Source organism: Allobosea sp. ASV33, from assembly GCF_016428755.1.
Lineage (GTDB): Bacteria > Pseudomonadota > Alphaproteobacteria > Rhizobiales > Beijerinckiaceae > Allobosea.
Map to the genome: position 1 here is coordinate 19,475 of NZ_JAELTI010000014.1, position 22,938 is coordinate 42,412.

At 67.8% G+C, this 22,938-nt stretch carries 20 protein-coding genes; 15 read left to right on the forward strand and 5 right to left on the reverse strand.

Annotation, left to right across the window (positions count from 1 at the left end; translation table 11 throughout):
• Positions 1–20 precede the first annotated feature (20 nt).
• The 3 genes from JHD80_RS06645 to JHD80_RS06655 form a co-directional block, all read right to left on the reverse strand.
• Positions 21–1,280, reverse strand: a complete 1,260-nt coding sequence (locus tag JHD80_RS06645) for a CaiB/BaiF CoA transferase family protein (protein WP_199085585.1) — start codon at positions 1,278–1,280, stop codon at positions 21–23.
• 8 nt (positions 1,281–1,288) lie between these two features.
• Positions 1,289–2,260 (reverse strand): AEC family transporter, encoded by a 972-nt coding sequence (locus JHD80_RS06650; protein WP_199085586.1) that lies wholly within the window; start codon positions 2,258–2,260, stop codon positions 1,289–1,291.
• A gap of 77 nt (positions 2,261–2,337) precedes the next feature.
• Positions 2,338–3,456, reverse strand: coding sequence for an acyltransferase family protein (locus JHD80_RS06655; protein ID WP_199085587.1), 1,119 nt, complete (start codon positions 3,454–3,456; stop codon positions 2,338–2,340).
• A gap of 316 nt (positions 3,457–3,772) precedes the next feature.
• Here JHD80_RS06655 and JHD80_RS06660 point away from each other — a divergent pair, with 316 nt between their 5' ends.
• On the forward strand, positions 3,773–4,822 hold the full coding sequence (locus JHD80_RS06660) for an HpcH/HpaI aldolase/citrate lyase family protein (RefSeq protein ID WP_199085588.1): 1,050 nt from the start codon (positions 3,773–3,775) through the stop codon (positions 4,820–4,822).
• 111 nt (positions 4,823–4,933) lie between these two features.
• Complete coding sequence (gene hspQ, locus JHD80_RS06665; RefSeq protein ID WP_199085589.1) at positions 4,934–5,263, forward strand: heat shock protein HspQ; 330 nt, start codon at positions 4,934–4,936, stop codon at positions 5,261–5,263.
• Positions 5,264–5,498: 235 nt separating this feature from the next.
• Here hspQ and JHD80_RS06670 read toward each other — a convergent pair whose 3' ends face one another.
• A complete protein-coding gene (locus JHD80_RS06670) occupies positions 5,499–6,269 on the reverse strand; it encodes an invasion associated locus B family protein (RefSeq protein WP_199085590.1) in 771 nt (256 codons plus the stop codon).
• Between the two features lie 341 nt (positions 6,270–6,610).
• Between JHD80_RS06670 and JHD80_RS06675 the strand changes: the two genes are divergently transcribed.
• The 11 genes from JHD80_RS06675 (at position 6,611) to lexA (ending at position 17,335) form a co-directional block, all read left to right on the forward strand.
• A complete protein-coding gene (locus JHD80_RS06675; protein ID WP_248311422.1) occupies positions 6,611–8,365 on the forward strand; it encodes an extracellular solute-binding protein in 1,755 nt (584 codons plus the stop codon).
• A 9-nt stretch (positions 8,366–8,374) separates the two neighbouring features.
• Entirely contained in the window at positions 8,375–9,409 is a 1,035-nt protein-coding gene (locus JHD80_RS06680; protein ID WP_199085592.1) for an AMP-binding protein, read from the forward strand.
• Between the two features lie 72 nt (positions 9,410–9,481).
• Positions 9,482–9,793, forward strand: a complete 312-nt coding sequence (locus JHD80_RS06685) for a hypothetical protein (protein WP_199085593.1) — start codon at positions 9,482–9,484, stop codon at positions 9,791–9,793.
• 257 nt (positions 9,794–10,050) lie between these two features.
• Complete coding sequence (locus JHD80_RS06690) at positions 10,051–10,332, forward strand: YARHG domain-containing protein (protein ID WP_199085594.1); 282 nt, start codon at positions 10,051–10,053, stop codon at positions 10,330–10,332.
• A gap of 112 nt (positions 10,333–10,444) precedes the next feature.
• Positions 10,445–11,956, forward strand: a complete 1,512-nt coding sequence (locus tag JHD80_RS06695; RefSeq protein ID WP_199085595.1) for a helicase HerA domain-containing protein — start codon at positions 10,445–10,447, stop codon at positions 11,954–11,956.
• Between the two features lie 261 nt (positions 11,957–12,217).
• Positions 12,218–12,835, forward strand: coding sequence for an anthranilate synthase component II (locus JHD80_RS06700; protein WP_199085596.1), 618 nt, complete (start codon positions 12,218–12,220; stop codon positions 12,833–12,835).
• A gap of 15 nt (positions 12,836–12,850) precedes the next feature.
• On the forward strand, positions 12,851–13,864 hold the full coding sequence (gene trpD, locus JHD80_RS06705) for an anthranilate phosphoribosyltransferase (RefSeq protein WP_199085597.1): 1,014 nt from the start codon (positions 12,851–12,853) through the stop codon (positions 13,862–13,864).
• 7 nt (positions 13,865–13,871) lie between these two features.
• Positions 13,872–14,678: an indole-3-glycerol phosphate synthase TrpC gene (trpC, locus tag JHD80_RS06710; protein WP_199085598.1), complete on the forward strand. Its 807-nt coding sequence runs from the start codon at positions 13,872–13,874 to the stop codon at positions 14,676–14,678.
• Entirely contained in the window at positions 14,675–15,157 is a 483-nt protein-coding gene (moaC, locus tag JHD80_RS06715; RefSeq protein WP_199085599.1) for a cyclic pyranopterin monophosphate synthase MoaC, read from the forward strand. The genes trpC and moaC overlap by 4 nt, the downstream gene beginning before the upstream one ends.
• Positions 15,157–16,368, forward strand: coding sequence for a molybdopterin molybdotransferase MoeA (locus tag JHD80_RS06720; RefSeq protein WP_199085600.1), 1,212 nt, complete (start codon positions 15,157–15,159; stop codon positions 16,366–16,368). Before moaC ends, JHD80_RS06720 begins: the two co-directional genes overlap by 1 nt.
• A 253-nt stretch (positions 16,369–16,621) precedes the next feature.
• A complete protein-coding gene (gene lexA, locus JHD80_RS06725; protein ID WP_199085601.1) occupies positions 16,622–17,335 on the forward strand; it encodes a transcriptional repressor LexA in 714 nt (237 codons plus the stop codon).
• Here lexA and JHD80_RS06730 read toward each other — a convergent pair.
• Entirely contained in the window at positions 17,329–19,620 is a 2,292-nt protein-coding gene (locus tag JHD80_RS06730; RefSeq protein ID WP_199085602.1) for a ComEC/Rec2 family competence protein, read from the reverse strand. The two genes, lexA and JHD80_RS06730, sit on opposite strands and share 7 nt — an antisense overlap.
• A 168-nt stretch (positions 19,621–19,788) precedes the next feature.
• Between JHD80_RS06730 and gltX the strand changes: the two genes are divergently transcribed.
• Complete coding sequence (gltX, locus tag JHD80_RS06735; RefSeq protein WP_199085603.1) at positions 19,789–21,210, forward strand: glutamate--tRNA ligase; 1,422 nt, start codon at positions 19,789–19,791, stop codon at positions 21,208–21,210.
• A 371-nt stretch (positions 21,211–21,581) separates the two neighbouring features.
• Positions 21,582–22,871, forward strand: coding sequence for a citrate synthase (gene gltA, locus JHD80_RS06740; protein ID WP_199085604.1), 1,290 nt, complete (start codon positions 21,582–21,584; stop codon positions 22,869–22,871).
• Positions 22,872–22,938: the final 67 nt, after the last annotated feature.

Here is a 22,938-nt window from a genome sequence, read left to right on the forward strand (position 1 = left end):
CACGACGGCTCAAACGATTGTCATTCCGGGGCGCGCCGCAGGCGCGAACCCGGAACCCACGACCGGGTGAGACATTCGGTGCCTCGTTGCGGGCCGCTCGCCCAATCGTGGGTTCCGGGTTCTTCGCTGCGCGAAGCCCCGGAATGACAATCGTTCGTCAGGCCTCCCCCCAAAACCGTCCGCGTATCCGCGCCGCTCGCCGCGACCTTGCGCAAGCCCGCCGCCTGCTCGCGGAAGACGGGCGCCAGCGGCAGGGGCGTCGAGACGAGGCGGCGGCCACCGGGCTCCTCGACCTGCGCGTCGAGCAGGCCGCGCGCCGACATCTGCGGATCGGACACCGCCTCCTCCAGCGTGCGCACCACCGTGCAGCAGCAATCGAGCGGTTCGACCACGGCGCGCCAATAGGCGGCGCTTTCGCTGGCGACGATGGCGGCGATACCCGCACGCGTCGCCTCCGGATCGCGGCGATCGTCGCGCAGGCGTTCGTCGAGGCCGATGCCTTCGCAGAACCCCTGCCAGAATTTCGGCTCGATCGCGCCGACCGCGAGGAACCAGCCATCGGCCGTGGCATAGAGACCGTAGCGCGGGCTGGCGCCGGTCAACAGTCCCTCCCCGCCATCGGGAAAGGAGCCGGTCACCTGCCCCTGCGCCAGCCCGTACCAGGCGAAGGTCGGCATCGCATCGGCCATGGCGATGTCGAGATGGCAGCCCTGGCCGGTACGGTCGCGCTGGCGCAACGCCAGCAGGATGTTGAGCACGGCCGGCATGGTGCCGCCGGCAATGTCGGCGACGAGCGGCGGCGGCAAGGGCGGCGCCTCGCCGCGCTTCAGAGATTGGCCGAGCAGCCCGCCGAGCGCCTGATAGTTGATGTCGTGCCCGGCCTCCTGCGCGCGCGGGCCGTGCTGGCCGTAACCGCTGATCGAGCAATAGATCAGGCGCGGGTTGATGGCTTTCAGCGCCTCATGACCGAAGCCGAGCCGCTCCATCACACCCGGCCGGAACTGCTCGATCAGGATGTCGGCCCTGGCGATCAACGGGGTGAGCGTCGCCAGCGCATCCGGCGCCTTCAGGTCGAGCTCGACGCTCTCCTTGCCGCGGTTGAGCACCGCGAAGGGCGCCGCCGTCTCGCCGAAGCGCGGCGGGAAGCCGCGCATGTCCTCGCCGCCCGGCCGCTCGATCTTGATGACGCGCGCGCCGGCCTCCGAGAGGAAGAGGCTCGCCAGCGGCCCGGGCAGGAGCGTCGAGAAATCGAGGACCAGCAGGTCGTCCAGCGGCAGCATCGGCACCCTCAGTGAAACAGGTCGGCCGCTATCCTGCCCGTCTTCACCAGCCACAGGAAGCCCGACAGCGTCACCATCGACACGATGGTACCGACGAGGATGCAGGCCGAGGCGCGCTCGATCCCGACCTTGTACTGGGTCGAGATGACGAAGATGTTCAAGGCCGGCGGCAGCGCCGCCATGATGATCGCGGCATAGATCCAGTTGGTCGGGATGCCGCCGATGGCCGAGAGCAGCACCCAGACCAGGAGCGGATGCAGCAGGAGCTTGATGAAGACCAGCGCCGGAACGCCAGCCGGCATGCGCTTCATCGGCCGGAGCGCCACGGTGACGCCGAGCAGGAAGAGCGCGCAGGGCGCAGCCGCCTGCGACAGCCACAGCACCATCCGGTCGAGCGCCACCGGCAGTTCGAACTTGAGATAGCTGGCCAGCACGCCGGCCAGCGTCGCGACGTTAAAGGGATGCGTGATGACCCGCCAGGCGACCTCACCGGCGGTCGCGAGCAGGCTCTTCTTCTCGACGCCGGCGACCGCCATCAGCAGCGGGACGAGCGAGAACAGCAGCACGCTGTCGAAGACGAAGATCAGCACCACGGGCGCGCTCGCCTCCGGCCCGAGCGCCGCCAGGATCAGGGGCGGCCCCATATAGCCGATATTCGAATAGGCCCCGGCGACGCCCTGCATCACCGCCTGCGGCAGGTCACCCTTGGCAGCCTTCAGCCCGATCACGAGCGACAGGCTGAAGGCGCAGAAGGTGGCGAAGGTCGTGCCGGCGATGAATTTCCAGTTGGCGAGCTCGCTCAGCGGCTTGTCGGCGATCAGGCGGTAGAACAGCGGCGGCAGCGCGACATAGATCAGGAAGAACTGCAGCCAGGCGAGCCCCTCTTCCGGCAGCCGCTTGTAGCGGCCGATGGCGAAGCCGAGCAGGATCAGCCCGAAGAAAGGCGCGACCAGATTGAAGATGCTGAGAAGGTCGGCCATCTGGAAACGAGGGATCCTGGCGTCGAGGCGGCCCCGAAAGGCCCGGCGATCGGCCCGAGCCTAAATCCCGATCGCAATCAGTTGGCAATCCCCTCATTCCGCCTTGCGCCATGCCCTGACAGCAAGGCGAGGGGGCGGTTCACGAGCGCGGTCAGAGCCGACTTTGTCCAGCGCTGCGCGGCGCGCTCGAAGAAACGCCAGATCAGCCAGGAGAGGACGATCAAGCCCAGCGTCACGGCCATCACCAGCGTCAGAGGCTGTAACGCATGCCCCGCGTGGTTGAAGGCGACGTAGCCGATATGCTGATGGAGCAGGTAGAGCGGATAGGTCAGGCCTCCGATCGCCAGCATCAGGCCCGAGGGCAAGGGCAGGCGCGGGAAGCGGATGGCGGCGGCGACGGTCGCGATGATTGCGATGCAGGAGGCCGCAACGACGAGGTCGCTGTAGGCGACCCCATAGTTCTCCCGATTCCACTGCGCGAGTTGCAGCGACTGGAAGGTCGCCGCCGCCGTGCAGAGCGCCAGCAGAGCAAGAGTCCTGCGATCATAGCCATCGCGGAAGGCGGCATAGAGGATAAGGCCGGCACAGAAGAAGCCGCTCTGGTCGGTCAGGAGCAGGTAGCGCATCACGCCGCTGGAGATCGTGGCGCGGTCGATGACCGAGATCAGCAGCCAGCCGATGACGATCGCCGGGTAATTCGCGCGCTTGAACCAGCCCGCCGCCATGAAGGCGAAGACCCAGGCGTAGAAGACGACCTCGTAGAAGATCGACCAATAGGAGCCGTCGAGCGCCTGCTTTCCGAGCAGCTCCGGCTTGATCGCGAGATTCGCCGCCCATTGGCCGAGTGTCGCGAGCTGGCGCGGAGCGCCGAAGGCCACGACCACGAGGAAGGTGATCGTCATGCACAGCACGAAGGTCGGATAGATGCGCGCGAAGCGGGCGATGCCGAACTGGAGCGGGGTGCGACCTTCGGCGGAATAGGCGATGACGAAGCCGCTGATCACGAAGAACAGCTGCACGCCGAGATACCCGTATTTCAGCACGGGCTCATACGCCGGCAATGAAACATCGGTCAGGCCGAGCGTCAGGCCGCGAAAACCGAAATGGAAGAACAGCACCGCCAAGGCCGCCAGCAGGCGCAGCGCGTCGAGGGTTTCGAGCCGCAGGCTCGGGGCGGCGTTTTCCGGCTCGGTCATGAAACTCGCATGTCGCTCACTGGACGGGCGGCGCCGGCCTTTCCAGCGTCGAATTCCCGCAACCATAGCCGATCGGCGCGGCTTGGGCGGGACAAAGCCCGGCGATGGTTACCCATCTGCGATGTCTCTTGGTTCTGACGATCTCTTCCGTCTCGGAAAAGGCCAAGAGGCAGCAAGATAAAATACCCAGGAATTTTAACCTACCCCGATCGCAAGGAATAATAACCTAGGCACATTATCCGCCTGCCTTCGAAAGCATCATGGACGGGCCGCGGCGATCTGGTTCACAATGCTGCAACGCAAAACGGAGCCGCCGATGACGACCAGGACGCCGCGCCAGTTCTTCCGCCCGCTCGCGATCGGCGCGCCGGAGCCCTTCCGCGAATTGCCGCAGCGGCTGGAGCGGATGATCCATTTCGTGCCGCCGCATCTGGAGAAGGTGCGCGCCAAGGTCGGCGAGCTCGCCGGACAGGTCGATATCGTGCTCGGCAATCTCGAGGATGCGATTCCCGTCGAGGCCAAGCAGGCCGCGCGCGAGGGCTTCATCACCATGGGCAAGGCCGTGGATTTCGGCAAGACCGGCCTGTGGACACGCGTCAATGCGCTGAATTCGCCGTGGTTCCTCGACGATATCACCGCGATCATGGCCGAGATCGGCGGCAAGCTCGACGTCGTGATGGTGCCGAAGGTCGAGGGTCCCTGGGACATCCATTATGTCGACCAGTTGCTGGCGCAGTTCGAGGCGCGGCACCAGTTGCCCAAGCCGATCCTGATCCACGCCATCCTGGAGACGGCCGAGGGCGTCAAGAATGTCGAGGCGATCGCGACCGCCTCGCCGCGCATGCACGGCATGAGCCTCGGTCCGGCCGACCTCGCCGCCTCGCGCGCGATGAAGACGACCCGCGTCGGCGGCGGCCACCCCGAATACAAGGTGATCGCCGACCCCTCCCCCGATGGCGGGCCGCGCGCGGTCGCGCAGCAGGACCTCTGGCACTACACGCTCGCCAAGATGGTCGACGCCTGCGCCGCGGCCGGGATCAAGCCGTTCTACGGCCCCTTCGGCGATTTCAGTGACGAAGCCGCCTGCGAGGCGCAGTTCCGTAACGCCTTCCTGCTCGGCTGCGCCGGCGCCTGGACGCTGCACCCCTCGCAGATCGCCGTCGCCAAGCGCGTCTTCAGCCCCGATCCGGCCGAGGTCGCCTTCGCGAAGCGCATTCTGGAGGCGATGCCGGACGGCTCCGGCGCCGTGATGATCGATGGCAAGATGCAGGACGATGCCACCTGGAAACAGGCGAAGGTGATCGTCGACCTTGCCGTGCAGGTCGCCGCGCGCGACCCCGATCTCGCCGAGCGCTACGGAATGTGATGGGACAGCCGGCCACGATCGATTGATTTCGACGCATTTACGACGCATTGCTTGCGCAAGGCGGCAAGACCTAAGCCGGCGGCGCATCGGCCGGCTCACGATGGATCAGTCATGGAAGCGCGTTCGGCCAAGTTCAGGATCGGGCAGGTGGTCAAGCACCGCATCTACCCGTTCCGCGGCGTGATCTTCGACGTCGACCCGGTCTTCTCGAATACCGAGGAGTGGTGGATGGCGATCCCGGAAGCCATGCGCCCGTCGAAGGACCAGCCCTTCTACCACCTCTTCGCCGAGAACGAGGAGGCGGAATATGTCGCTTATGTCTCCGAACAGAACCTCGTCGACGACGATTCCGGCGAGCCCGTGCGCCATCCCCGCGCCAGGGAATTCTTCCGGCGCGACCGCAAGGGCCGCTACAAGCTGGACCGCGCCGACCTGAACTGAGGCTGGCGGCCTTTTTGAAGCCCCCGGTTGTCATTCCGGGGCTTCGCGTCAGCGAAGAACCCGGAACCCACGACCGGGCGAGCCGCTGGCAAATACGTATCTAGTGCCCCACCCAGTCGTGGGTTCCGGGTTCGCGCCTGCGGCCCGCCCCGGAATGACAACCGTGAAGCACCCCGCAAAAAGGCCGGCCCCGCGAGGGACCGGCCTTTTCTGTTTCAGGCTATCGCGCCGCCGATCAGGGCTTCGGCGGGGTCGCGGGCGCGGCAGGTGCGCCGGGGGCCGGGGCGGCGGCACCGCCGGCGCCGAGGCGCTGGCGCAGCTCTTCCTGGCGCTTGCCGAGCTCGTCCTGGAGCTGCTTCTGCTGGTCCTCGAGCACCTTCGGGTCGATCGCGGCGCCGTCGAAGCCCTTGGCGAAATCGGCCAGCGGGATGGTGAAGGTCAGCTCGCGACCACCCTGGTTCTGGACGCTGACGTTCAGGTTCGTGCCCTTCTTCATCGCGTTGATGAAGTCGTCCTTGACCTGCGATTCGGCGAAGCAGCCGTTCGGGAAGCAGATGGCGTAGCGGCCGCCGGTCGGCTGCGCCGTGTCGACACCGAAGCGGATGCCGGGCTGCAGCAAGAGGCCGAGCGGCATCAGGAAGCGCACGATCTTGTTGGCGTCGCCCTTCACGTCATAGATCGCGACGGCGAGCACCGGCTGGCCCTGATCCGAGACGAAGTCGCGGGTGGTGTAGCAGATTTCCTTGTTGGCGCCCGGATCCTTGCCGCAGACCTTGGTCCAGCTGGTCTGGGACGGCTCGGGCTTGACCTGGACGACGGTCGGGCCGGTCGGTGCCGCGCCGCCGGGCTGGGCGGGAGCTGCAGGCTGCTGGGCGGGGGCGGCCGGACGGGCCGGAGCCGGGCGCTGCGCCGGGGCCTGGGCGAAGGCCGCGACGGGCGCGAAGCCGATGGCCGTGCTGAGCACGAGGCCGAGCGCACGAGATGACAGGCGATACGAAGCGGACATTCCTTGTCTTTCCTTACCAAGCGAATTCGGGATCACGACTTCGCAAGCCGCGCGCGTCACCGCTGATGGCCCAATCGCATGGGGCGCAGGCCATCGCAAGCCGTGCACATCAAGACCGATTGAGGCGTTTGAATGACACCCTGCCCTCGCCTTTAGCGAGTCCGCACCGAGGATTCCAGCCCGAATAGCTGCGTGACCCTGCTGCTCCCATGCTATTCTTGCGCAGGGAATCAGGTCGTCCGATGGAATTTCTTCGATTGCCCCAGGCGGTCAGCCGCCGCGGGGTCAACCTCCTGCTGGCTTTGGCCCCGTTCGCCGTCCTGGCGCGCGGGCGCAGCGCCTTGGCTGATTCGGCCCCGTTGCAGCATGCCATCGCGATGCATGGGCAGCCGGCTCTGCCGCCCGATTTCGCGCATCTGCCCTATGCCGATCCCAAGGCGCCAAAGGGCGGGCGTATCGTCATGGGCATCCAGGGCACGTTCGACAGCCTGAACCCGCTCGTCGTTCTCGGCGTCGCGCCCGATGCCGTGCCGAAATATGTTCAGCAGAGCCTGCTCTACCGCTCGGCCGACGAGCCCTTCACGGCTTACGGCCTGCTCGCCTCCGGCGTTTCTCTCGATGCCGACCGCAAGAATCTGGCCTTCGAGATCGACGAGCGCGCCCGTTTCTCGGACGGCAAGCCGGTCACGGCCGAGGACGTGATCTTCACCTTCGAGATGCTGAAGACGAAGGGAAAGCCCTTTCACCGCTCCAGCCTCGGCCGGGTGACCAAGGCCACGGCGCCCTCGCCCCGGCGCGTCGAATTCGAGCTCGGCGACGGCTCCAACCGCGAATTGCCGTTGGTGATCGGGGCGATGCCGATCTTCGCGAAGCATGCGACCCAGCCTGAGACCTTCGGCGAAACCAGCTTCAAGCCGGCGCTCGGCTCCGGCCCCTATATCGTCGAGGAGGTGCGGCCGGGCGAGGCGCTCGTGCTGCGGCGGCGCAAGGATTTCTGGGCCGAAGACCATCCGCTGACGCGCGGGCTCTATAATGCCGACGAGATCCGCTACGATTTCTACCGGGACTCGAATGCGCTGTTCGAGGCGTTCAAGGCCGGGCTCTACGATGTCCGCATCGAGGGCGACCCGACGCGCTGGATGACCGGATACGACGTGCCGGCCGTGCATGACGGACGCATCCGGCGGGAAACCCTGCATTTCGACACGCCCAAGGGCATGACCGGCCTCGTCTTCAACACGCGCCGGCCGATCTTCTCGGATATCCGGACACGCGAGGCGCTGGGGCTGCTGTTCGATTTCGAATGGGTCAACCGCAACCTGTTCCACGGCGTCTATCGCCGGGCCGGCAGCTTCTTCTCCGATTCCGAGCTCTCGGCGCTCGGCCTTCCCGCCGATAGCCGCGAGAAGGCGTTGCTCGCCGCCTTCCCCGGCGCGGTGCGCGAAGACATCCTCGCCGGCAGTTGGAGGCCGTCCGAGACCGACGGCTCGGGCCGCGACCGCGAGCCGGCGCGCAAGGCGCTCGATCTGCTCAAGGCCGCCGGCTACATCCTGCGCGAGGGCGTGCTGCGCAATGGCAAGGACGAGCCCTTCGCCTTCGAGATCACCGTCACCAGCCGGCCGCAGGAGCGCCTCGCGCTCAACTATGCGCAGTCGCTCGCCCGGCTCGGCATCGCCGTCTCGGTGCGCCTGATCGACGACGTGCAGTATTGGCGCCGTCTGTCGGCCTTCGATTTCGACATGATCCAGTGGACCTGGCCGGCCTCGGCCTCTCCCGGCAACGAGCAGATCGGCCGCTGGGGCTCGGCCAATGCAGCCCGCAACGGCGCGCTGAACTATGCCGGCGTGAAATCGCCCGCGGTCGATGCCGTATTGCAGGCCATGCTCGGCGCCCGCGAGCGCGAGGATTTCGTCGCGGCAGTGCGCGCACTCGACCGCTTGTTGATCTCCGGCTTCTACGTCGTGCCGCTGTATTATCTCCCGGACACCTGGATCGCGCTGGCGCGCGGGGTAGTCATGGCGGGGCGGCAGCCGGCCTATTTCCTCTCCAACGAGCTGCTGGCCCGCCTCCCGGCGGCCTCGGCCCCCGCGAACTAGGGTTTGTCGATGCGGGCAGAACAGGACGAAGCCTCAGCCTTGCTCGACGGTCTCGATCTCGACACTTTGCTCGCGGCTCTGACCCGCAACCGCGGCTATGATGCGGCCTTGCGCGATCCGCCGGGCCGACGCGGCTGGAGCGACGTCACGCCGGGCTCGATCAATTTCCTCGATCTCGACGAACGCATCGACCGGCTGGCGCGGCTGCTCGCCATCAACAAGGGCACGCCGGGCGCGAGCGTCGCGATCCTGGCGCCGCTGGGGCCGGAGGCGATCGTCTCGATCCTGGCCAGCCTGCGCGCCGGCCTCTCCCCCCTGATGCTGCCGCTGCACGGCAACGAGCTCGAACTGCTCAAGCTGATCGAGGCCTCCGGCGCGGTGATGGCGCTCGGCGTCAGTCGCGTCGGGCCGCTGCGGCCGCTGCTGATGTTGCGCAACCTCGCGATGCGGGCCTTCGGCACGCGCTTCGTCGGCGGCTTCGGCCCGGACGTGCCCGACGGCGTCGCCCCGCTCGACATGCTGATGGCCAATCCGACGCTGCATCCGCTGCCGCAGCTCACCGAGCGGCCGGTGCTGCAGATCGCCGACGGCGTCTCGCTGCAGGGGCCGATCGCGCTGCCGGAGCGGGAACTGCTCGGCAAGGCGCTCGACATCTCGCGAGCGCTGAAGCCGACCGTCTCCTCGCGCATCGTGACGACGCTGGTCGGCGGCGATCTCGCCGCGCTGGCGAGCGGGCCGGGCGTGGCGATGCTGAGCGGGCTCGAACTGCTGCCGCTCGGCCTGTTCAACCTCGGCGACCTTCAAGCCTGCATCGAGGGTGGGCGCAGCGTCCATCTGGTCCTGCCCGGTGCGATGGAGCCGGCGCTGGCGCATTCGCGATTGGCCGGACACCCGGCGCTGGCAAGCCTCGTCTTCGTGCATCGCGCGACGGAAGCGCGCAGCCTTCCCGCGATCGACCGGCCCGACGTCGCGATCGTCGATATCGAGGCTCATTCGGCCGGGGAGATCACCGTGAACAAGCGGCAGGGACTTTCGGCCGCCTGACAGCATTTTTTCGCGGAACTTTCCGGCCGGCTTCGCGTCTAGTTCGGGGGCGTCTTATTTGGAGTGGCAGCCATGCTCGCCGCCGGCCTCGTCCTTCTGTCCCTGTCCAGCACGCCCGTGATCGCATCCATCGTTCCTGTCGCGGATTCGCCGCCGCGCTTCGACATCGCCGCCTCGTGCCGCGATGTCGGCAAATCGGGCATCAATGTCGGCCGCCCCGCCAGCGCCTGCCAGGCCGACGAGGAAAAGGCGCGCGATTCGCTCACGGCGCGCTGGGGCGAATTCAAGCCCGCTGCCCGAACGAATTGTGTCGAAGGGGCGAGCTTCGGCGGACCGCCGAGCTATGTCGAGGTGCTCACCTGCCTGGAGATGAAGAAGCCCTGACGGTGGGTCGCGAATCGGAATCGCGAGTTCAGCGCAGTTCGAGGACCTAACACCGAAACTTTGCAAAGATGGCCTTACGTGACGGTCGGGCTTGTCCCGACCGTCACGTCTTTTGCGGTCGGCTGGCAGGACGTGGATGCTTGCCACAAGGGCGAGCATGACGACGGGTGGCCCGAAGGACCGCTCGGCTCAGGCGGGAGTTGCCTTCCCGCGCCCGCCCCGCGAAGCTCGCTGCTCGATCGCCGGAGACCGCTGCCATGCTTCGCCTTTGCCTTGCCCTTCTCGCAACCGCCCTGCTTGCCGGCGGGGTGGCGGAACCCGCGCTCGCCAGCCCCCAGGCCTGTGGCGAGCTCTGGACGGCCCGCAACGAGATCTACAAGGCGCAGGGCTATTGCTTCCGCACGCAGCGCGCGATCGCGGCTTTCGGCAATGCCGGCTGCCAATACGACAATATTGAGGACGTGCCGCTCTCGGCCCATGATCGCCGGGCCGTCGCCGACATCGTCCGGCAGGAGCGGAGCCTGCGCTGCCCGCGCTGACGCCGATTGCCTGTGGAAGGCAGGGCTGCTCTGCGTCCAACGCGGGAAACGCCATGCTAGAAGCGCCGGCCGCACATCCGCGCCCGATCCAACCCGACGATTCAGCGCCCGCATGACCACAGCAATCGAGATGGGGACGACAAGGACCGGCGAGCCCGGTCTGATCGATCTCGCCGAATTGCTGGCGACGCGCCTGCTCGTGCAGGGCAATTCAGGCTCGGGCAAGTCGCATCTGCTGCGCCGCCTGCTGGAGCAGAGCGCGCCGCTGGTGCAGCAGGCGATCATCGACCCCGAGGGCGATTTCGTTTCGCTCGCCGACCAGTTCGGCCATGTCGTGGTCGATGCCGAGTGCGGCGAGGCCGAGTTGCAGCGCGTGGCGCTGCGCGTGCGCCAGCATCGCGTCTCGGTGGTGCTGAACCTCGAGAACCTCGAAGCCGACGAGCAGTTGCGCGCGACAGCGGCCTTCCTCGGCGGCTTGTTTGATGTCGACCGCTCGCTCTGGTTCCCGATGCTGATCGTGGTCGACGAAGCCCAGCTCTTCGCGCCGGTGATGGCGGGCGAGGCCTCGGACGAGGCGCGCCGGCTCTCGCTCGGCGCCATGACCAACCTGATGTGCCGCGGCCGCAAGCGCGGGCTTGCCGGCGTGATCGCGACGCAGCGCCTTGCCAAGCTCGCCAAGAACGTCGCGGCGGAAGCCTCGAACTTCCTGATGGGCCGCACCTTCCTCGACATCGACATGCAGCGCGCCGCCGACCTGCTCGGCATGGATCGCCGTCAGGCCGAGATGTTCCGCGACCTCGAACGCGGGCAGTTCGTCGCGCTCGGCCCTGCCCTGTCGAAGCGACCGCTGCCGATCCGGATCGGCACGGTCTCCTCGGTTGATCGCGGCAGCGCGCCGGGGCTGATGCCGCTCCCCGAGCAGGCGCCGGAGGAAGCCGGCAAGCTGATCTTCACGCGCGGCGAGGACGAGCCGCTGCCGATGGCCCGGCCGGTGCGCCCGGCGCCGCGCCCGCGGCCCGACCCGACCGAGGTGCTGCGCCGGATCGAGACCTATCGCCCTGCCGCGCTGCCCGAGCCGGAACCGGAGATCGAGCTGGAGCCGGCAGAGCGCGAAGCGATCATGACCGAGATCCTGCGCGAATTGATGGGCGACCCCGAGGCGCGCTCGCGGCAGGTTGCCGTGCTCTATCAGGATTTCACCGTGCGCTGCCGCATGCGCCGGCTTGGCCGCACGCATCTGAGTCTCGAAGAATTCCGTCGCAGGCTCGCCGTAGCCCGCGCCGGCGTCAGCGACAGCGTCGCGACGAGCGAGGGCTGGCAGGCGGCGGTGGAAGCCTCCGCCACGCTGCCGGAGGATCTGCAGAGCCTCTTCCTCTACATCGCCCGGACCGCGATCGAAGGCCGGCCCTGCCCCAGCGATGCCGAGCTTGCGGAAGTCTATGGCAGCGCCTCGCCGAGCCGAGCGCGACGCGTGCTCAGTTATATCGAGGAGCGCGGGCTGATCGTCTGCCATGTCAATTTCCGCGGCCAGCGCACGCTGGCGCTGCCGACGCTCGGCGTCGAGACCGCGCCGGGACTGGCCCAGCCGCGCACGGCAGGGATGCCGCGCAGCGCGCGGGGGTAAGGCGAGGAGCCTCCAACGTCATTCCGGGGCAAGCGCACAGCGCTTGAGCCCGGAACCCAGAAACTATGCCGTTAGTCGTGACGCAAACCTGCCGTTCGACCTGCTCCGGAGCGCTCATCGGTTCTGGTTTCCGGGCTCGGCCCTGCGGGCCGCCCCGGAATGACGGATAGAGTTCGCGAGCGTGCCGCGATCTCCGCCTCGAAACTTGACCACCCCGCCCCCGAACGTGCATGACCTCAAGCCGCATTCACGGGTTCGGCCATGCGCGTTCTGTTGATCGACAACTACGACAGCTTCACCTGGAACCTGGTCCATCTCATCGGTGGACTGGGCGCCGAGGTCGATGTCTGGCGTAACGACGCGCTCACCGTCGACGCGGCGCTTGCCGGCGATCACGACGCGATCGTGCTCTCGCCCGGTCCCTGCACGCCCAACGAAGCCGGAATCTGCCTGGACCTTATCCGCGAAGGCGCTGGCAAGAAGCCGATCTTCGGCGTCTGCCTCGGCCTGCAGGCGATGGGCCAGGCCTTCGGCGGCCAGGTCGTGCGCGCGCCCCTTCCGATGCATGGCAAGGTCTCGCCGATCCGCCACAAGGCGCGCGGCCTGTTCCGCGGCATCAACGGGCCGCTGCAAGCAACGCGCTATCATTCGCTCGTGGTCGAGCGCGCCTCCTGCCCCGATGTCTTCGAGATCGAGGCGGAGAGCGATGACGGCCTGATCATGGCGCTCTCGCATCGGGAGCTGCCGGTCCACGGCGTCCAGTTCCATCCGGAGAGCATCGCCTCCGAGCATGGCGCGACGATCCTGCGGAATTTCCTCGATCTCGCGGAGCGATGGCAGAGCGAACGCGAAGCCTCCGCCCTGACCCTTTCAGCCTGATTCCGCAGAGTTCCTATGGACGATTTCAAACCCTTCATCGCCAAGGTCGCGACCGGCGCGACGCTCTCCCGCGAGGAAGCGCGCGACGCCTTCGACACCATCCTTTCGGGCGAAGTGACGAACGCTCAATCGGCCGCCTTCCTGATGGCGCTGCGCGTGCGCGGCGAGACGATCGACGAGATCGCCGGCGCGGTCGGCGCCATGCGCGGCAAGATGCTGCCGGTGAAGGCGCCGGCCGAGGCGATCGACATCGTCGGCACCGGCGGCGATTCCTCCGGCTCCTATAATGTCTCGACGCTGGCTTCGATCATCACCGCGGCTTGCGGCGTGCCGGTCGCCAAGCATGGAAACCGCGCGGCGTCCTCGCGCTCCGGCGCCGCCGACGTGTTGACCGCGCTCGGCGTCAAGGTCGGGCTCGACCCGGCCGCGACCGAGCGTTGCATCCGCGAGGCCGGCGTCGGCTTCATGTTCGCGCCGACGCATCACGCCTCGATGCGCCATGTCGCGCCGGTGCGCACCGAGCTCGGCACGCGCACGATCTTCAACCTGCTCGGCCCGCTTTCCAACCCGGCCGGCGCCAAGCGCCAGCTCATCGGCGCCTTCTCCGAGACCTGGCTGGAGCCGATGGTCCAGGTGCTCGCCTCCTTCGGCTCGACCCGCGTCTGGGCCGTGCATGGCTCCGACGGGCTTGACGAAATCACCACCACCGGCCCAACCCGCGTCGTCTCGCTGGAGAACGGCAAGATCGAGAGCTTCTCGATCAGCCCCGCGGATGTCGGTCTCGAGCTGGCCAAGCCCGAGGTGCTGCGCGGCGGCACGCCGGAGGAGAATGCGGCGGCGCTGAACGCCGTGCTCGCCGGGGAGAAGACCGGCTTCCGCGATATCGCCGCCTTCAATGCGGCTGCGGCGCTGCTCATCGCCGGCAAGGCCCAAGATCTGAAGGACGGTTTCGCCCAGGCGACGGCCGCGCTCGATTCCGGCAAGGCGAAGGCCGTGCTCGCGACGCTCGTCAAAGCCTCGAATGCGTGAGGCCGGCATGACCGATATCCTCGCCAAGATCGAAGCCTATAAGCGCCAGGAGATCGCCGCCGCGAAAGCCGCGGTACCGCAGGCGGAAATCGAACGCCGGGCGCGCGCGGCCAGCAAGCCGCGCGGCTTTGCCGACGCGCTGGCGGGCAAGCTCGCGCAGGGTACGCCCGCGCTGATCGCCGAGATCAAGAAGGCGAGCCCGTCCAAGGGGCTGATCCGCGCCGATTTCGACCCGCCCTCGCTCGCCCGCGCCTATGCGGCCGGCGGCGCGGCCTGTCTCTCCGTCCTGACCGACGCGCCCTCCTTCCAGGGCCAGCCGGACTTCCTGACCGCAGCGCGCGAGGCCGCCGGCCTGCCGGCTCTGCGCAAGGATTTCCTCTACGAGCCCTATCAGGTCTACGAGGCCCGCGCCTGGGGCGCCGACTGCATCCTGATCATCATGGCCGGCGTCGACGACGCTACTGCCAAGGCTCTGAACGAGACCGCGCGCGAGCTCGGCATGGACGTGCTCGTCGAGATCCATGACGACGCCGAGCTCGACCGGGCGCTCAAGCTCGAAAGCCGCTTGCTCGGCATCAACAACCGCGACCTGCGCAGCTTCAATGTCGATATCGCGGCGACCGAGCGGCTGGCGCCGCGCGTACCGGCCGACCGGATCGTGATCAGCGAGAGCGGCATCTTCACCCATGACGACATCGCCCGACTCAACCGGATCGGCGTCAACAGCTTCCTCGTCGGCGAAAGCCTGATGCGGCAGGCCGACGTCACCGCCGCGACGCAGGCGCTGCTCACCGGCAAGGCCGTCGCTGCGTGAGCCGGCTCAGCCATCTCGACGCCCAAGGCCAGGCGCATATGGTCGATGTCGGCGGCAAGGCCGAGACGACCCGCATGGCGATCGCCGAAGGCCAGGTCGTCATGGCGCCGGAGACGATCGCGATCGTGCGCGACGGCAACGCCAAGAAGGGCGACGTGCTCGGCACTGCGCGCCTCGCCGGCATCATGGCGGCGAAGCGCACGCATGAACTGATCCCGCTCTGCCACCCGCTGCTGCTCAGCAAGATCACCGTCGAGTTGGAGATCGACGAAGCCTTGCCGGGCGTGCGCGTGCGCGCCGAGGTGAAGATGAAGGGCCAGACCGGCGTCGAGATGGAGGCGCTCACCGCCGTCTCCGTCGCCTGTCTCACCGTCTACGACATGGTCAAGGCCGTCGACCGGGCGATGCGGATCGAGAATATCCGCCTGCTGCACAAATCCGGCGGCCAGTCCGGCGATTACGAGGCTAAGCAGATATAATGGCGCTCACCCCGGTCCCCGTCGCGCGCAAGGCGCTGCTCGACAGCATTCCGGGGCCGACAGGGGCCGAAACCCTACCGCTGGCGCAATGCGCCTGGCGGGTGCTGGCCGGCGAGGTCAAAGCGCTCCGAACCCAACCGCCCTTCGCCAATTCCGCCATGGACGGCTACGCCGTGCGCGGCGACGAGATGGCGGAAGGCGTCTCGCTGACAGTCATCGGCGAATCCGCCGCCGGCCGGGCCTATGACGGCGCGGTCGGGCCGGGACAGGCCGTGCGCATCTTCACGGGCGCGCCGATGCCTGAGGGCGCCGACACCATCCTGATGCAGGAAGACGCGGACGGCGTCGGCAGCCCGGTGATCCGCGTGCGTGTGCCGCCGGCCAAGGGCAAGTTCCTGCGTGCCGCCGGGCTTGATTTCCACGAAGGCGACGTGCTGCTGCAAGCCGGGCGCGTGCTCGACAGCGCAGCGCTCGGGCTCGCCGCCGCGATGGGACATCCTACCCTGCCGGTCCGACGCAAGCCGCGCGTCGCGATTCTCGCCACCGGCGATGAGCTGGTGGCACCGGGGGAACCGGTGGGGCGCGACCAGATCGTCGCCTCGAACTCGTTCTCGCTCGCCGCGCTGGTCGAGAAGGCCGGCGGCACCGTCCTCGATCTCGGCATCGCCCGCGACGACCATGCTGATCTCTCCGCGAAGATCGGCAAGGCGTGCGAGGCCGACGCCGACGTTCTGATCACGCTGGGCGGTGCCTCGGTCGGCGCCCACGATCTCGTGCAGGAAGCCCTGACGCGGGCCGGCATGGCGCTCGGCTTCTGGAAGATCGCGATGCGGCCGGGCAAGCCGATGATGACAGGGCGGCTCGGACGCATGGTCGTGGTCGGGCTGCCAGGCAACCCGGTCTCCTCGATCGTCTGCGGCCATCTCTTCGTGCTGCCCTTGATCGAGGCGCTGCTCGGCATCGCCGATGCGGATCGCGACCGCAGCATCCCCGCCATTCTCGACCGCGACATGCCAGGCAATGACGAGCGCGAGGACTATCTGCGCTCAGAACTGGCGCTGACTGCCGATGGCTGGGTCGCGATGCCTTTCGACCGGCAGGATTCCTCGATGCTCGGCACGCTGGCGAGGGCGCAGGCCCTGACGATCCGGCCTGCCCATGCCGCCCCGGCGAAGAAGGGCGATGCCTGCCGAATCCTGCCCTTGCGGTAAGAGGGCTCTCCCCCTCCCGCTCAGCGTCATTCCGGGCGAAGCGAAGCGCAGACCCGGAATCCATCGTAGAGCATGACGTCCTTCGATGGATTCTGGGTCGGCGCCGCTGACGCGGCTTGTCCGGAATGACGGCGCGTTTTTCGATTGCCGGCTTATGCTTCCGCACGGCAAGGCAGCTTGCGGAACACAAGCAGAACGCGTATGGTGTTCGTGCTTTGTTTCGAATCTGCGCATTGAGGGGCTGGCGGCGACCATGCTGACACGCAAGCAACACGAACTCCTGCGCTTCATCCAGGAACGCTTGCGCGAAAGTGGCGTGCCGCCCTCCTTCGACGAGATGAAGGACGCGCTCGACCTGCGCTCCAAGTCCGGCATCCACCGCCTGATCATGGCGCTGGAGGAGCGCGGCTTCATCCGCCGCCTGCCGAACCGGGCGCGCGCGCTCGAAGTCATCAAGATGCCGGACGGGCTCGGCGCGCCGCAGCCGCGTCCGCGCTTCAGCCCGGCCGTGGTGCAAGGTGGCCTCGGGGCGCAGCCCAGCGTTGCCAAGCCGCGCCCTGCCGCTGCCGAAGACGATAGCCGTCACGCGATCGCGATTCCGGTCATGGGCCGCATCGCGGCGGGCACGCCGATCTCGGCGATCCAGAGCCGCAGCCACACCGTCTCGCTGCCGCCGGACATGCTGGGTTCCGGCGAGCACTACGCGCTCGAAGTCCGCGGCGACTCCATGGTCGAGGCCGGCATCCTCGACGGCGACACCGTCGTCATCCGCCGCCAGGACACGGCGAATACCGGCGATATCGTCGTGGCGCTGATCGACGACGAGGAAGCGACGCTGAAGCGCCTGCGCAAGCGCGGTTCCTCGATTGCGCTCGAAGCCGCGAACCCGGCCTACGAGACCCGCGTACTTGGCCCGGACCGGGTCAAGATCCAGGGCCGCCTCGTCAACCTGATGCGGCGTTACTGAAGACGCTCGGTATCGGCCTCGGCTTCGGTATCGACGGTTGGTGCCGGCTGCGCGATGGCAGGCTGATTGGCGGGGCGCGTAGTTGGCTCGGCCGCTCGGCGTTCGCGCCGGCGGGTCCAGGGTCGATCGGCCGCGTTCGGCTCGGAGACATGGCTGCTCCAGCCCGATGCCGTGCGGTAGAGCGAGGTTGCGCCGTCGCGCGATAACGCCATGCGCTCGACCAGCTTGGCCTTGCAGGCGCCGGTCCAGGGGATGGCGGCGACCACGAGATCGGCCCGCAGGCAGTCCTCGATGATGGCGAGCCGTTTGCGCGTATAGGAGATCGTGCGCTTGTCGGCCGTCTGCGCGACGCAGGCCAGGCGGTCGCAGGCGATGCCGGCACGCAAGCTGGGATCGTCGGGCGAGCGGCTGTCGCCATCGGCGGCGAGCCATTGCTGCAGGACGAAGCGGCTGGGCTTGCCCGCGATGGCGAGGCGCCCGTCCGGGCCGCGCACCGCCAGCCCCGACCCGTCGCGCTCGATCAGGATTTCCGGTCGCTCCGGCTTGCCGGCGATGGCAACGCCGCCGATCAGGGGCAAGACCGCGAGCCAGCGCCAGGCCGTGGTCCAGAGCGTCAGCCAGAGCAAGGTCAACGAGAAGCAGCCGAGCACTGCCGGGCCGAAGGCCGCGACCGTCACCGTGGAGTGGTCGATGGTCGCGACCCAATGCGCGACCTTGAGCACGGCATCGGAGGCGAGCCCCATCAGCGCCCAGGCCGGCCAGTCCAATCCAAAGGGGTAGGCGAGCACGCCGAACACCGCCGCCGGCATGACGAAGAGCGAGACGAAGGGCAGCGCCATGGCGTTGCCGAGCAATCCGAACGGGTTGAAGGTCTGGAAGTGATAGGCGCCAAAGGGCGCGGTCGCGGCGGTCGCCAGCATCGTGGTGACCACGATGCCGAGGGATGCCGTCCAGATCGGGCCAAGCGGCCAGGGTAAAGTGGACGGCGGCTCGGACCGGTCCCTCCTCTCCCAGCGCTCGGCAAAGGCGATCAAGGCAGCGACGGCGCCGAAGGACATCTGGAAGCTCGGCCCGAGCAGCGCTTCGGGCTCGCGCAGCAACACGATGATCGCGGCGAGCGCGAGATTGCGCATACTGAGCGCGGCGCGATCGACTAGGATCGCGCCGAGCATGACCAGCGTCATGATCAGCGAGCGCTCGGTCGCGACGTCGCTGCCCGAGAAGATGCAATAGCCGGTCGCGCCGACCATCGCCGCGACCGCCGCGATCTTCTTGACCGGCCAGTGCAGCGCCGCCGTCTGCGACAGGGCCAAGAGCGCGCGGACCAGCCAGAAGATCGTGCCGGCCGCCAGCACCATGTGGAGGCCCGAGATCGAGACGATGTGATAGATGCCCGCGGCGCGCAGGTCGTTGTTCGTGGCTTCGGTAATCAGCCCGCGCTTGCCGGTGACGAGCGCGGCGGCGACCGCACCGCCCTGCCCGCCCCCGACATCGGCGATGCGTTTGGTCAGAGCGTTGCGGGCGCGATCGATCATCACGTCGATCGCAAGACGCGTCGGCATCGGATAAGGCGCCGGCGCGAGCGCGATCTTGCCGGAGATGCTGCCGACCGCGCCGATCCCGCGGAAGAAGGCGTCGCGGCCGAAATCATAGCCCCCCGCCCGCGCCGGTCCCGGCGGCGGCAGCAGGCGCGCGGTCGCGACGATATGATCGCCCGGCGCCACCGCACCGGAGCGCATGCTGACCCGGACCCGCTTCGGCCTGATATCAGCCGGCACATTGGCGAGATCGGTGACCAGCAGCACGATCCGCGCGCCATTGTCGCGGGCCTCGACGCTTTCGACGAAGCCGGAGAGCTTGCCGATGCGCGAGCGCTCCAGCATCGGCGCGGCGATATCGGCCGTGCGCCAGACCCCGGCGGCGAAGCCCGCGAAGGCCGCCGCCGCCGCCAGGCAGGCCATCGATGCGAGCGGGCGCAGGCGCAGGATGAAGGCGGCCGCGCTGCTGAGGCCCAAGCCGAGCAGCGGCGCCCATAACGCCGGCTCACGATCGGCCGCGAAATAGAGGAGGATGCCGACACCCATCGCGATCGGCAGCCAGAGGAAGGGCCGGCGCCGCTCGACCTCCAGCGCGAAGCCTCGCTGAAGATGCAGCCAAAGCTGCCGAAGCAGGGGACGAAAGCTCGCCACCGGTGGGACTACGACGCCGAGTCGAGCCGGCAAGGCATCAGCGCGCGCCCCGCGCCGGCCTTGTGCCCGCTCCTGCCCCGGCGGTGCCGGCTGCATCGCCCGCCTCCCCTGCCGGCGCAGCGATTTGACCGCTTAGCGTTTCCGGCAAAGCCATGTTACAGGGCGCGCGCCGGTTGTCATGTCACGACTTGTGTCATGTCACGACCTGGCCCCTTCCCCTGTCTAGTCCCGGACGGCCCCGCCGCCCGGCCGGAGTTCCCTCCCATGAGCAACGCCGTCATCACGCGCTTTGCGCCCTCGCCCACCGGATTCCTGCATATCGGCGGAGCCCGGACCGCGCTGTTCAACTGGCTCTATGCCCGCCGGCAAGGGGGCAAGATGCTGCTGCGCATCGAGGATACCGACCGGGAACGCTCGACCGATGCGGCGATCGCCGCGATCCTCGACGGGCTGGAATGGCTCGGCCTCGATTGGGACGGCCAGACCGTCTACCAGTTCCAGCGCGCCGCGCGGCATCGCGAAGTCGCCGAACAGATGCTCGCCAACGGCCGGGCCTATCACTGCTACGCGACGCAGGCCGAGCTCGAGGAGATGCGCGAGAAGGCGCGCGCCGAGGGCAAGCCGCTGCGCTATGACGGGCGCTGGCGCGACCGCGATCCGGCAACCGCGCCGGCCGGCGCCAAGCCGGTGATCCGCCTCAAGGCGCCGCAGACCGGCGAGACCGTGGTCAATGACGAGGTCCAGGGCCGCGTCGTCTGGCAGAACGAGAATCTCGATGACCTCGTGCTGCTGCGCTCGGACGGCACGCCGACCTACATGCTCGCTGTGGTGGTCGACGACCACGACATGGGCGTGACCCATATCATCCGCGGCGACGACCACCTGACCAATGCCGCCCGCCAGACCCAGATCTACGACGCGCTCGGCTGGGACGTGCCGAGCATGTCGCATATCCCGCTGATCCACGGGCCTGACGGCGCCAAGCTCTCGAAGCGCCATGGCGCGCTCGGCATCGACGCCTATCGCTCGATGGGCTATCTGCCGGCGGCGCTGCGCAACTATCTGGTGCGGCTGGGCTGGAGCCATGGCGACCAGGAGGTCTTCTCCACGCAGGAGATGATCGACGCCTTCAACCTGTCCTCGATCGGCCGCTCGCCGGCGCGCTTCGACTACGCCAAGCTGGAGAACCTCAACGGGCTCTACATGCGCCAGTCGAGCGACCAGGACCTGCTCGCTGCGCTCAAGGTCATCCTGCCGGAGATCGGGCCGGCGCGCGGGCTGGATTCGACGCTGTCGCCGGAGCTGGAGGCGAAGTTCCTCGCCGCCATGCCCGGCCTCAAGGAGCGCGCCAAGACGCTGATCGAACTGCTCGACAGCGCGTTCTACCTCTACGCCCAGCGCCCGCTGCAGCTCGACGACAAGGCCAAGGGCCTGCTCGACGAGGCCGCCCGCCAGCGCCTGCCGCAGATCGCCGCGAAGCTCGCCGCCGTCGAAGACTGGTCGCCGGCGCCGCTCGAAGCGGCGGTTCGCGCCTATGTCGAGGAAAGCGGGCTGAAGCTCGGCCAGGCGGCGCAGCCTCTGCGCGCCGCGCTGACCGGCCGCGCGATGTCGCCCGGCCTGTTCGACGTCATGGCCGTTCTCGGCCGGGACGAGACGCTGGCGCGGCTCGCCGATCAGGCTGCCTGAGGAGCGTCGATCCGGGTTTAGCAGGCCCGGAAAAGCCTATCTGCTCTCCGCTCAATGCTCCCGTCGCCGCCCTGAAAAAGGCGGCGGCGCGGCTCCTCGCGCAGATATGAGCGCAGCGCGGTTCCAACCACCTTTTGGCTCGGTTGAATGCACTGCGCAAATGGTCTAGTGACGCGCAAGTGCATTGCAACGCGACTGCGCGGGCATGTGCGAATATTGCTTGTAGATCAGTTACATGGACCGCCTTCTCCCTTCCCTTTCCGACATCTGCCCGTCACATGGCGGCCTTCGGATGAGAGATGCCCGGCGCGCAAGCGCGGAGAGGCGAAACCGGGGCTGAACAGCAGCGAGCCTTGAAAGGATCGGTATCGATGAGCGGAAATACCAGCCAGCTCCAGGTCGGCGACAAGACCGTCGACATGGCGATCAAGGAGGGGTCGGTCGGCCCCGCCGTCATCGACATCGCCAAGCTCTACGCCCAAACCGGCATGTTCACCTACGACCCCGGCTTCACCTCGACGGCGAGCTGCGAGTCGCAGATCACCTATATCGACGGCGACAAGGGCGTGCTGCTCTATCGCGGCTTCCCGATCGAGCAGCTCGCCGAGCACGGCGATTTCCTCGAGACCTGCTTCCTGCTGCTCGAGGGCCAGCTGCCGACGGCCGCGCAGAAGGCCGATTTCGACTATCGCATCACGCGCCACACCATGGTGCACGAGCAGATGGCCCGCTTCTTCCAGGGCTTCCGCCGCGACGCGCATCCGATGGCGGTGATGGTCGCCTCGATCGGCGCGATGTCGGCCTTCTATCATGACTCGACCGATATCTCGGACCCGCACCAGCGCATGATCGCCTCGATGCGCATGATCGCGAAGGTGCCGACGCTGGCCGCGATGGCCTACAAGTACTCGATCGGCCAGCCCTTCGTGTATCCGCTGAACTCGCTCGACTACACTTCGAACTTCCTGCGCATGTGCTTCGCCGTGCCGGCCGAGGAGTATAAGGTCAACCCGGTTCTGTCGCGCGCGCTCGACCGGATCTTCATCCTGCATGCCGACCACGAGCAGAACGCCTCGACCTCGACGGTGCGCCTCGCCGGCTCGTCCGGCGCCAATCCCTTCGCCTGCATCGCGGCCGGCACGGCCTGCCTCTGGGGCCCTGCCCATGGCGGCGCCAACGAAGCCGCGCTCAAGATGCTCGAGGAGATCGGCTCGGTCGACAACATCCCGAAATACATCGCCAAGGCGAAGGACAAGAACGATCCGTTCCGCCTGATGGGCTTCGGCCACCGGGTCTACAAGAATTACGACCCGCGCGCGAAGATCATGCAGAAGACCACGCATGAGGTGCTGAACGAGCTCGGGATCAAGGACGACCCGCTGCTCGACGTCGCGGTCGAGCTGGAGCGCATCGCGCTCTCGGACGAGTACTTCATCGAGAAGAAGCTCTATCCGAACATCGACTTCTATTCGGGCATCACCCTCAAGGCGATGGGCTTCCCGACCTCGATGTTCACCGTGCTCTTCGCTGTCGCCCGCACGGTCGGCTGGATCGCGCAGTGGAAGGAAATGATCGAGGATCCCTCACAGAAGATCGGCCGCCCGCGCCAGCTCTATACCGGCTCGCCGCAGCGCGACTACACGCCGATCGGCCGCCGCTGATCGCAGCCTTCCGGGATCGACGACCAGGGCGCGGTGGTTTCCACCGCGCCCTTATTGTTTCAGATGA

Bases quoted from the DNA above. Each gene is read 5' to 3' on its own strand.
- JHD80_RS06670 (WP_199085590.1), bottom strand. From the start codon at position 6,269: ATGTCCGCTTCGTATCGCCTGTCATCTCGTGCGCTCGGCCTCGTGCTC.
- hspQ (WP_199085589.1), top strand. From the start codon at position 4,934: ATGGAAGCGCGTTCGGCCAAGTTCAGGATCGGGCAGGTGGTCAAGCAC.
- JHD80_RS06720 (WP_199085600.1), top strand. From the start codon at position 15,157: ATGGCGCTCACCCCGGTCCCCGTCGCGCGCAAGGCGCTGCTCGACAGC.
- JHD80_RS06685 (WP_199085593.1), top strand. From the start codon at position 9,482: ATGCTCGCCGCCGGCCTCGTCCTTCTGTCCCTGTCCAGCACGCCCGTG.
- trpD (WP_199085597.1), top strand. From the start codon at position 12,851: ATGGACGATTTCAAACCCTTCATCGCCAAGGTCGCGACCGGCGCGACG.
- lexA (WP_199085601.1), top strand. From the start codon at position 16,622: ATGCTGACACGCAAGCAACACGAACTCCTGCGCTTCATCCAGGAACGC.
- JHD80_RS06730 (WP_199085602.1), bottom strand. From the start codon at position 19,620: ATGCAGCCGGCACCGCCGGGGCAGGAGCGGGCACAAGGCCGGCGCGGG.
- trpC (WP_199085598.1), top strand. From the start codon at position 13,872: ATGACCGATATCCTCGCCAAGATCGAAGCCTATAAGCGCCAGGAGATC.
- JHD80_RS06690 (WP_199085594.1), top strand. From the start codon at position 10,051: ATGCTTCGCCTTTGCCTTGCCCTTCTCGCAACCGCCCTGCTTGCCGGC.
- JHD80_RS06680 (WP_199085592.1), top strand. From the start codon at position 8,375: ATGCGGGCAGAACAGGACGAAGCCTCAGCCTTGCTCGACGGTCTCGAT.
- gltA (WP_199085604.1), top strand. From the start codon at position 21,582: ATGAGCGGAAATACCAGCCAGCTCCAGGTCGGCGACAAGACCGTCGAC.
- gltX (WP_199085603.1), top strand. From the start codon at position 19,789: ATGAGCAACGCCGTCATCACGCGCTTTGCGCCCTCGCCCACCGGATTC.
- JHD80_RS06660 (WP_199085588.1), top strand. From the start codon at position 3,773: ATGACGACCAGGACGCCGCGCCAGTTCTTCCGCCCGCTCGCGATCGGC.
- JHD80_RS06695 (WP_199085595.1), top strand. From the start codon at position 10,445: ATGACCACAGCAATCGAGATGGGGACGACAAGGACCGGCGAGCCCGGT.
- JHD80_RS06645 (WP_199085585.1), bottom strand. From the start codon at position 1,280: ATGCTGCCGCTGGACGACCTGCTGGTCCTCGATTTCTCGACGCTCCTG.
- JHD80_RS06655 (WP_199085587.1), bottom strand. From the start codon at position 3,456: ATGACCGAGCCGGAAAACGCCGCCCCGAGCCTGCGGCTCGAAACCCTC.
- JHD80_RS06700 (WP_199085596.1), top strand. From the start codon at position 12,218: ATGCGCGTTCTGTTGATCGACAACTACGACAGCTTCACCTGGAACCTG.
- JHD80_RS06650 (WP_199085586.1), bottom strand. From the start codon at position 2,260: ATGGCCGACCTTCTCAGCATCTTCAATCTGGTCGCGCCTTTCTTCGGG.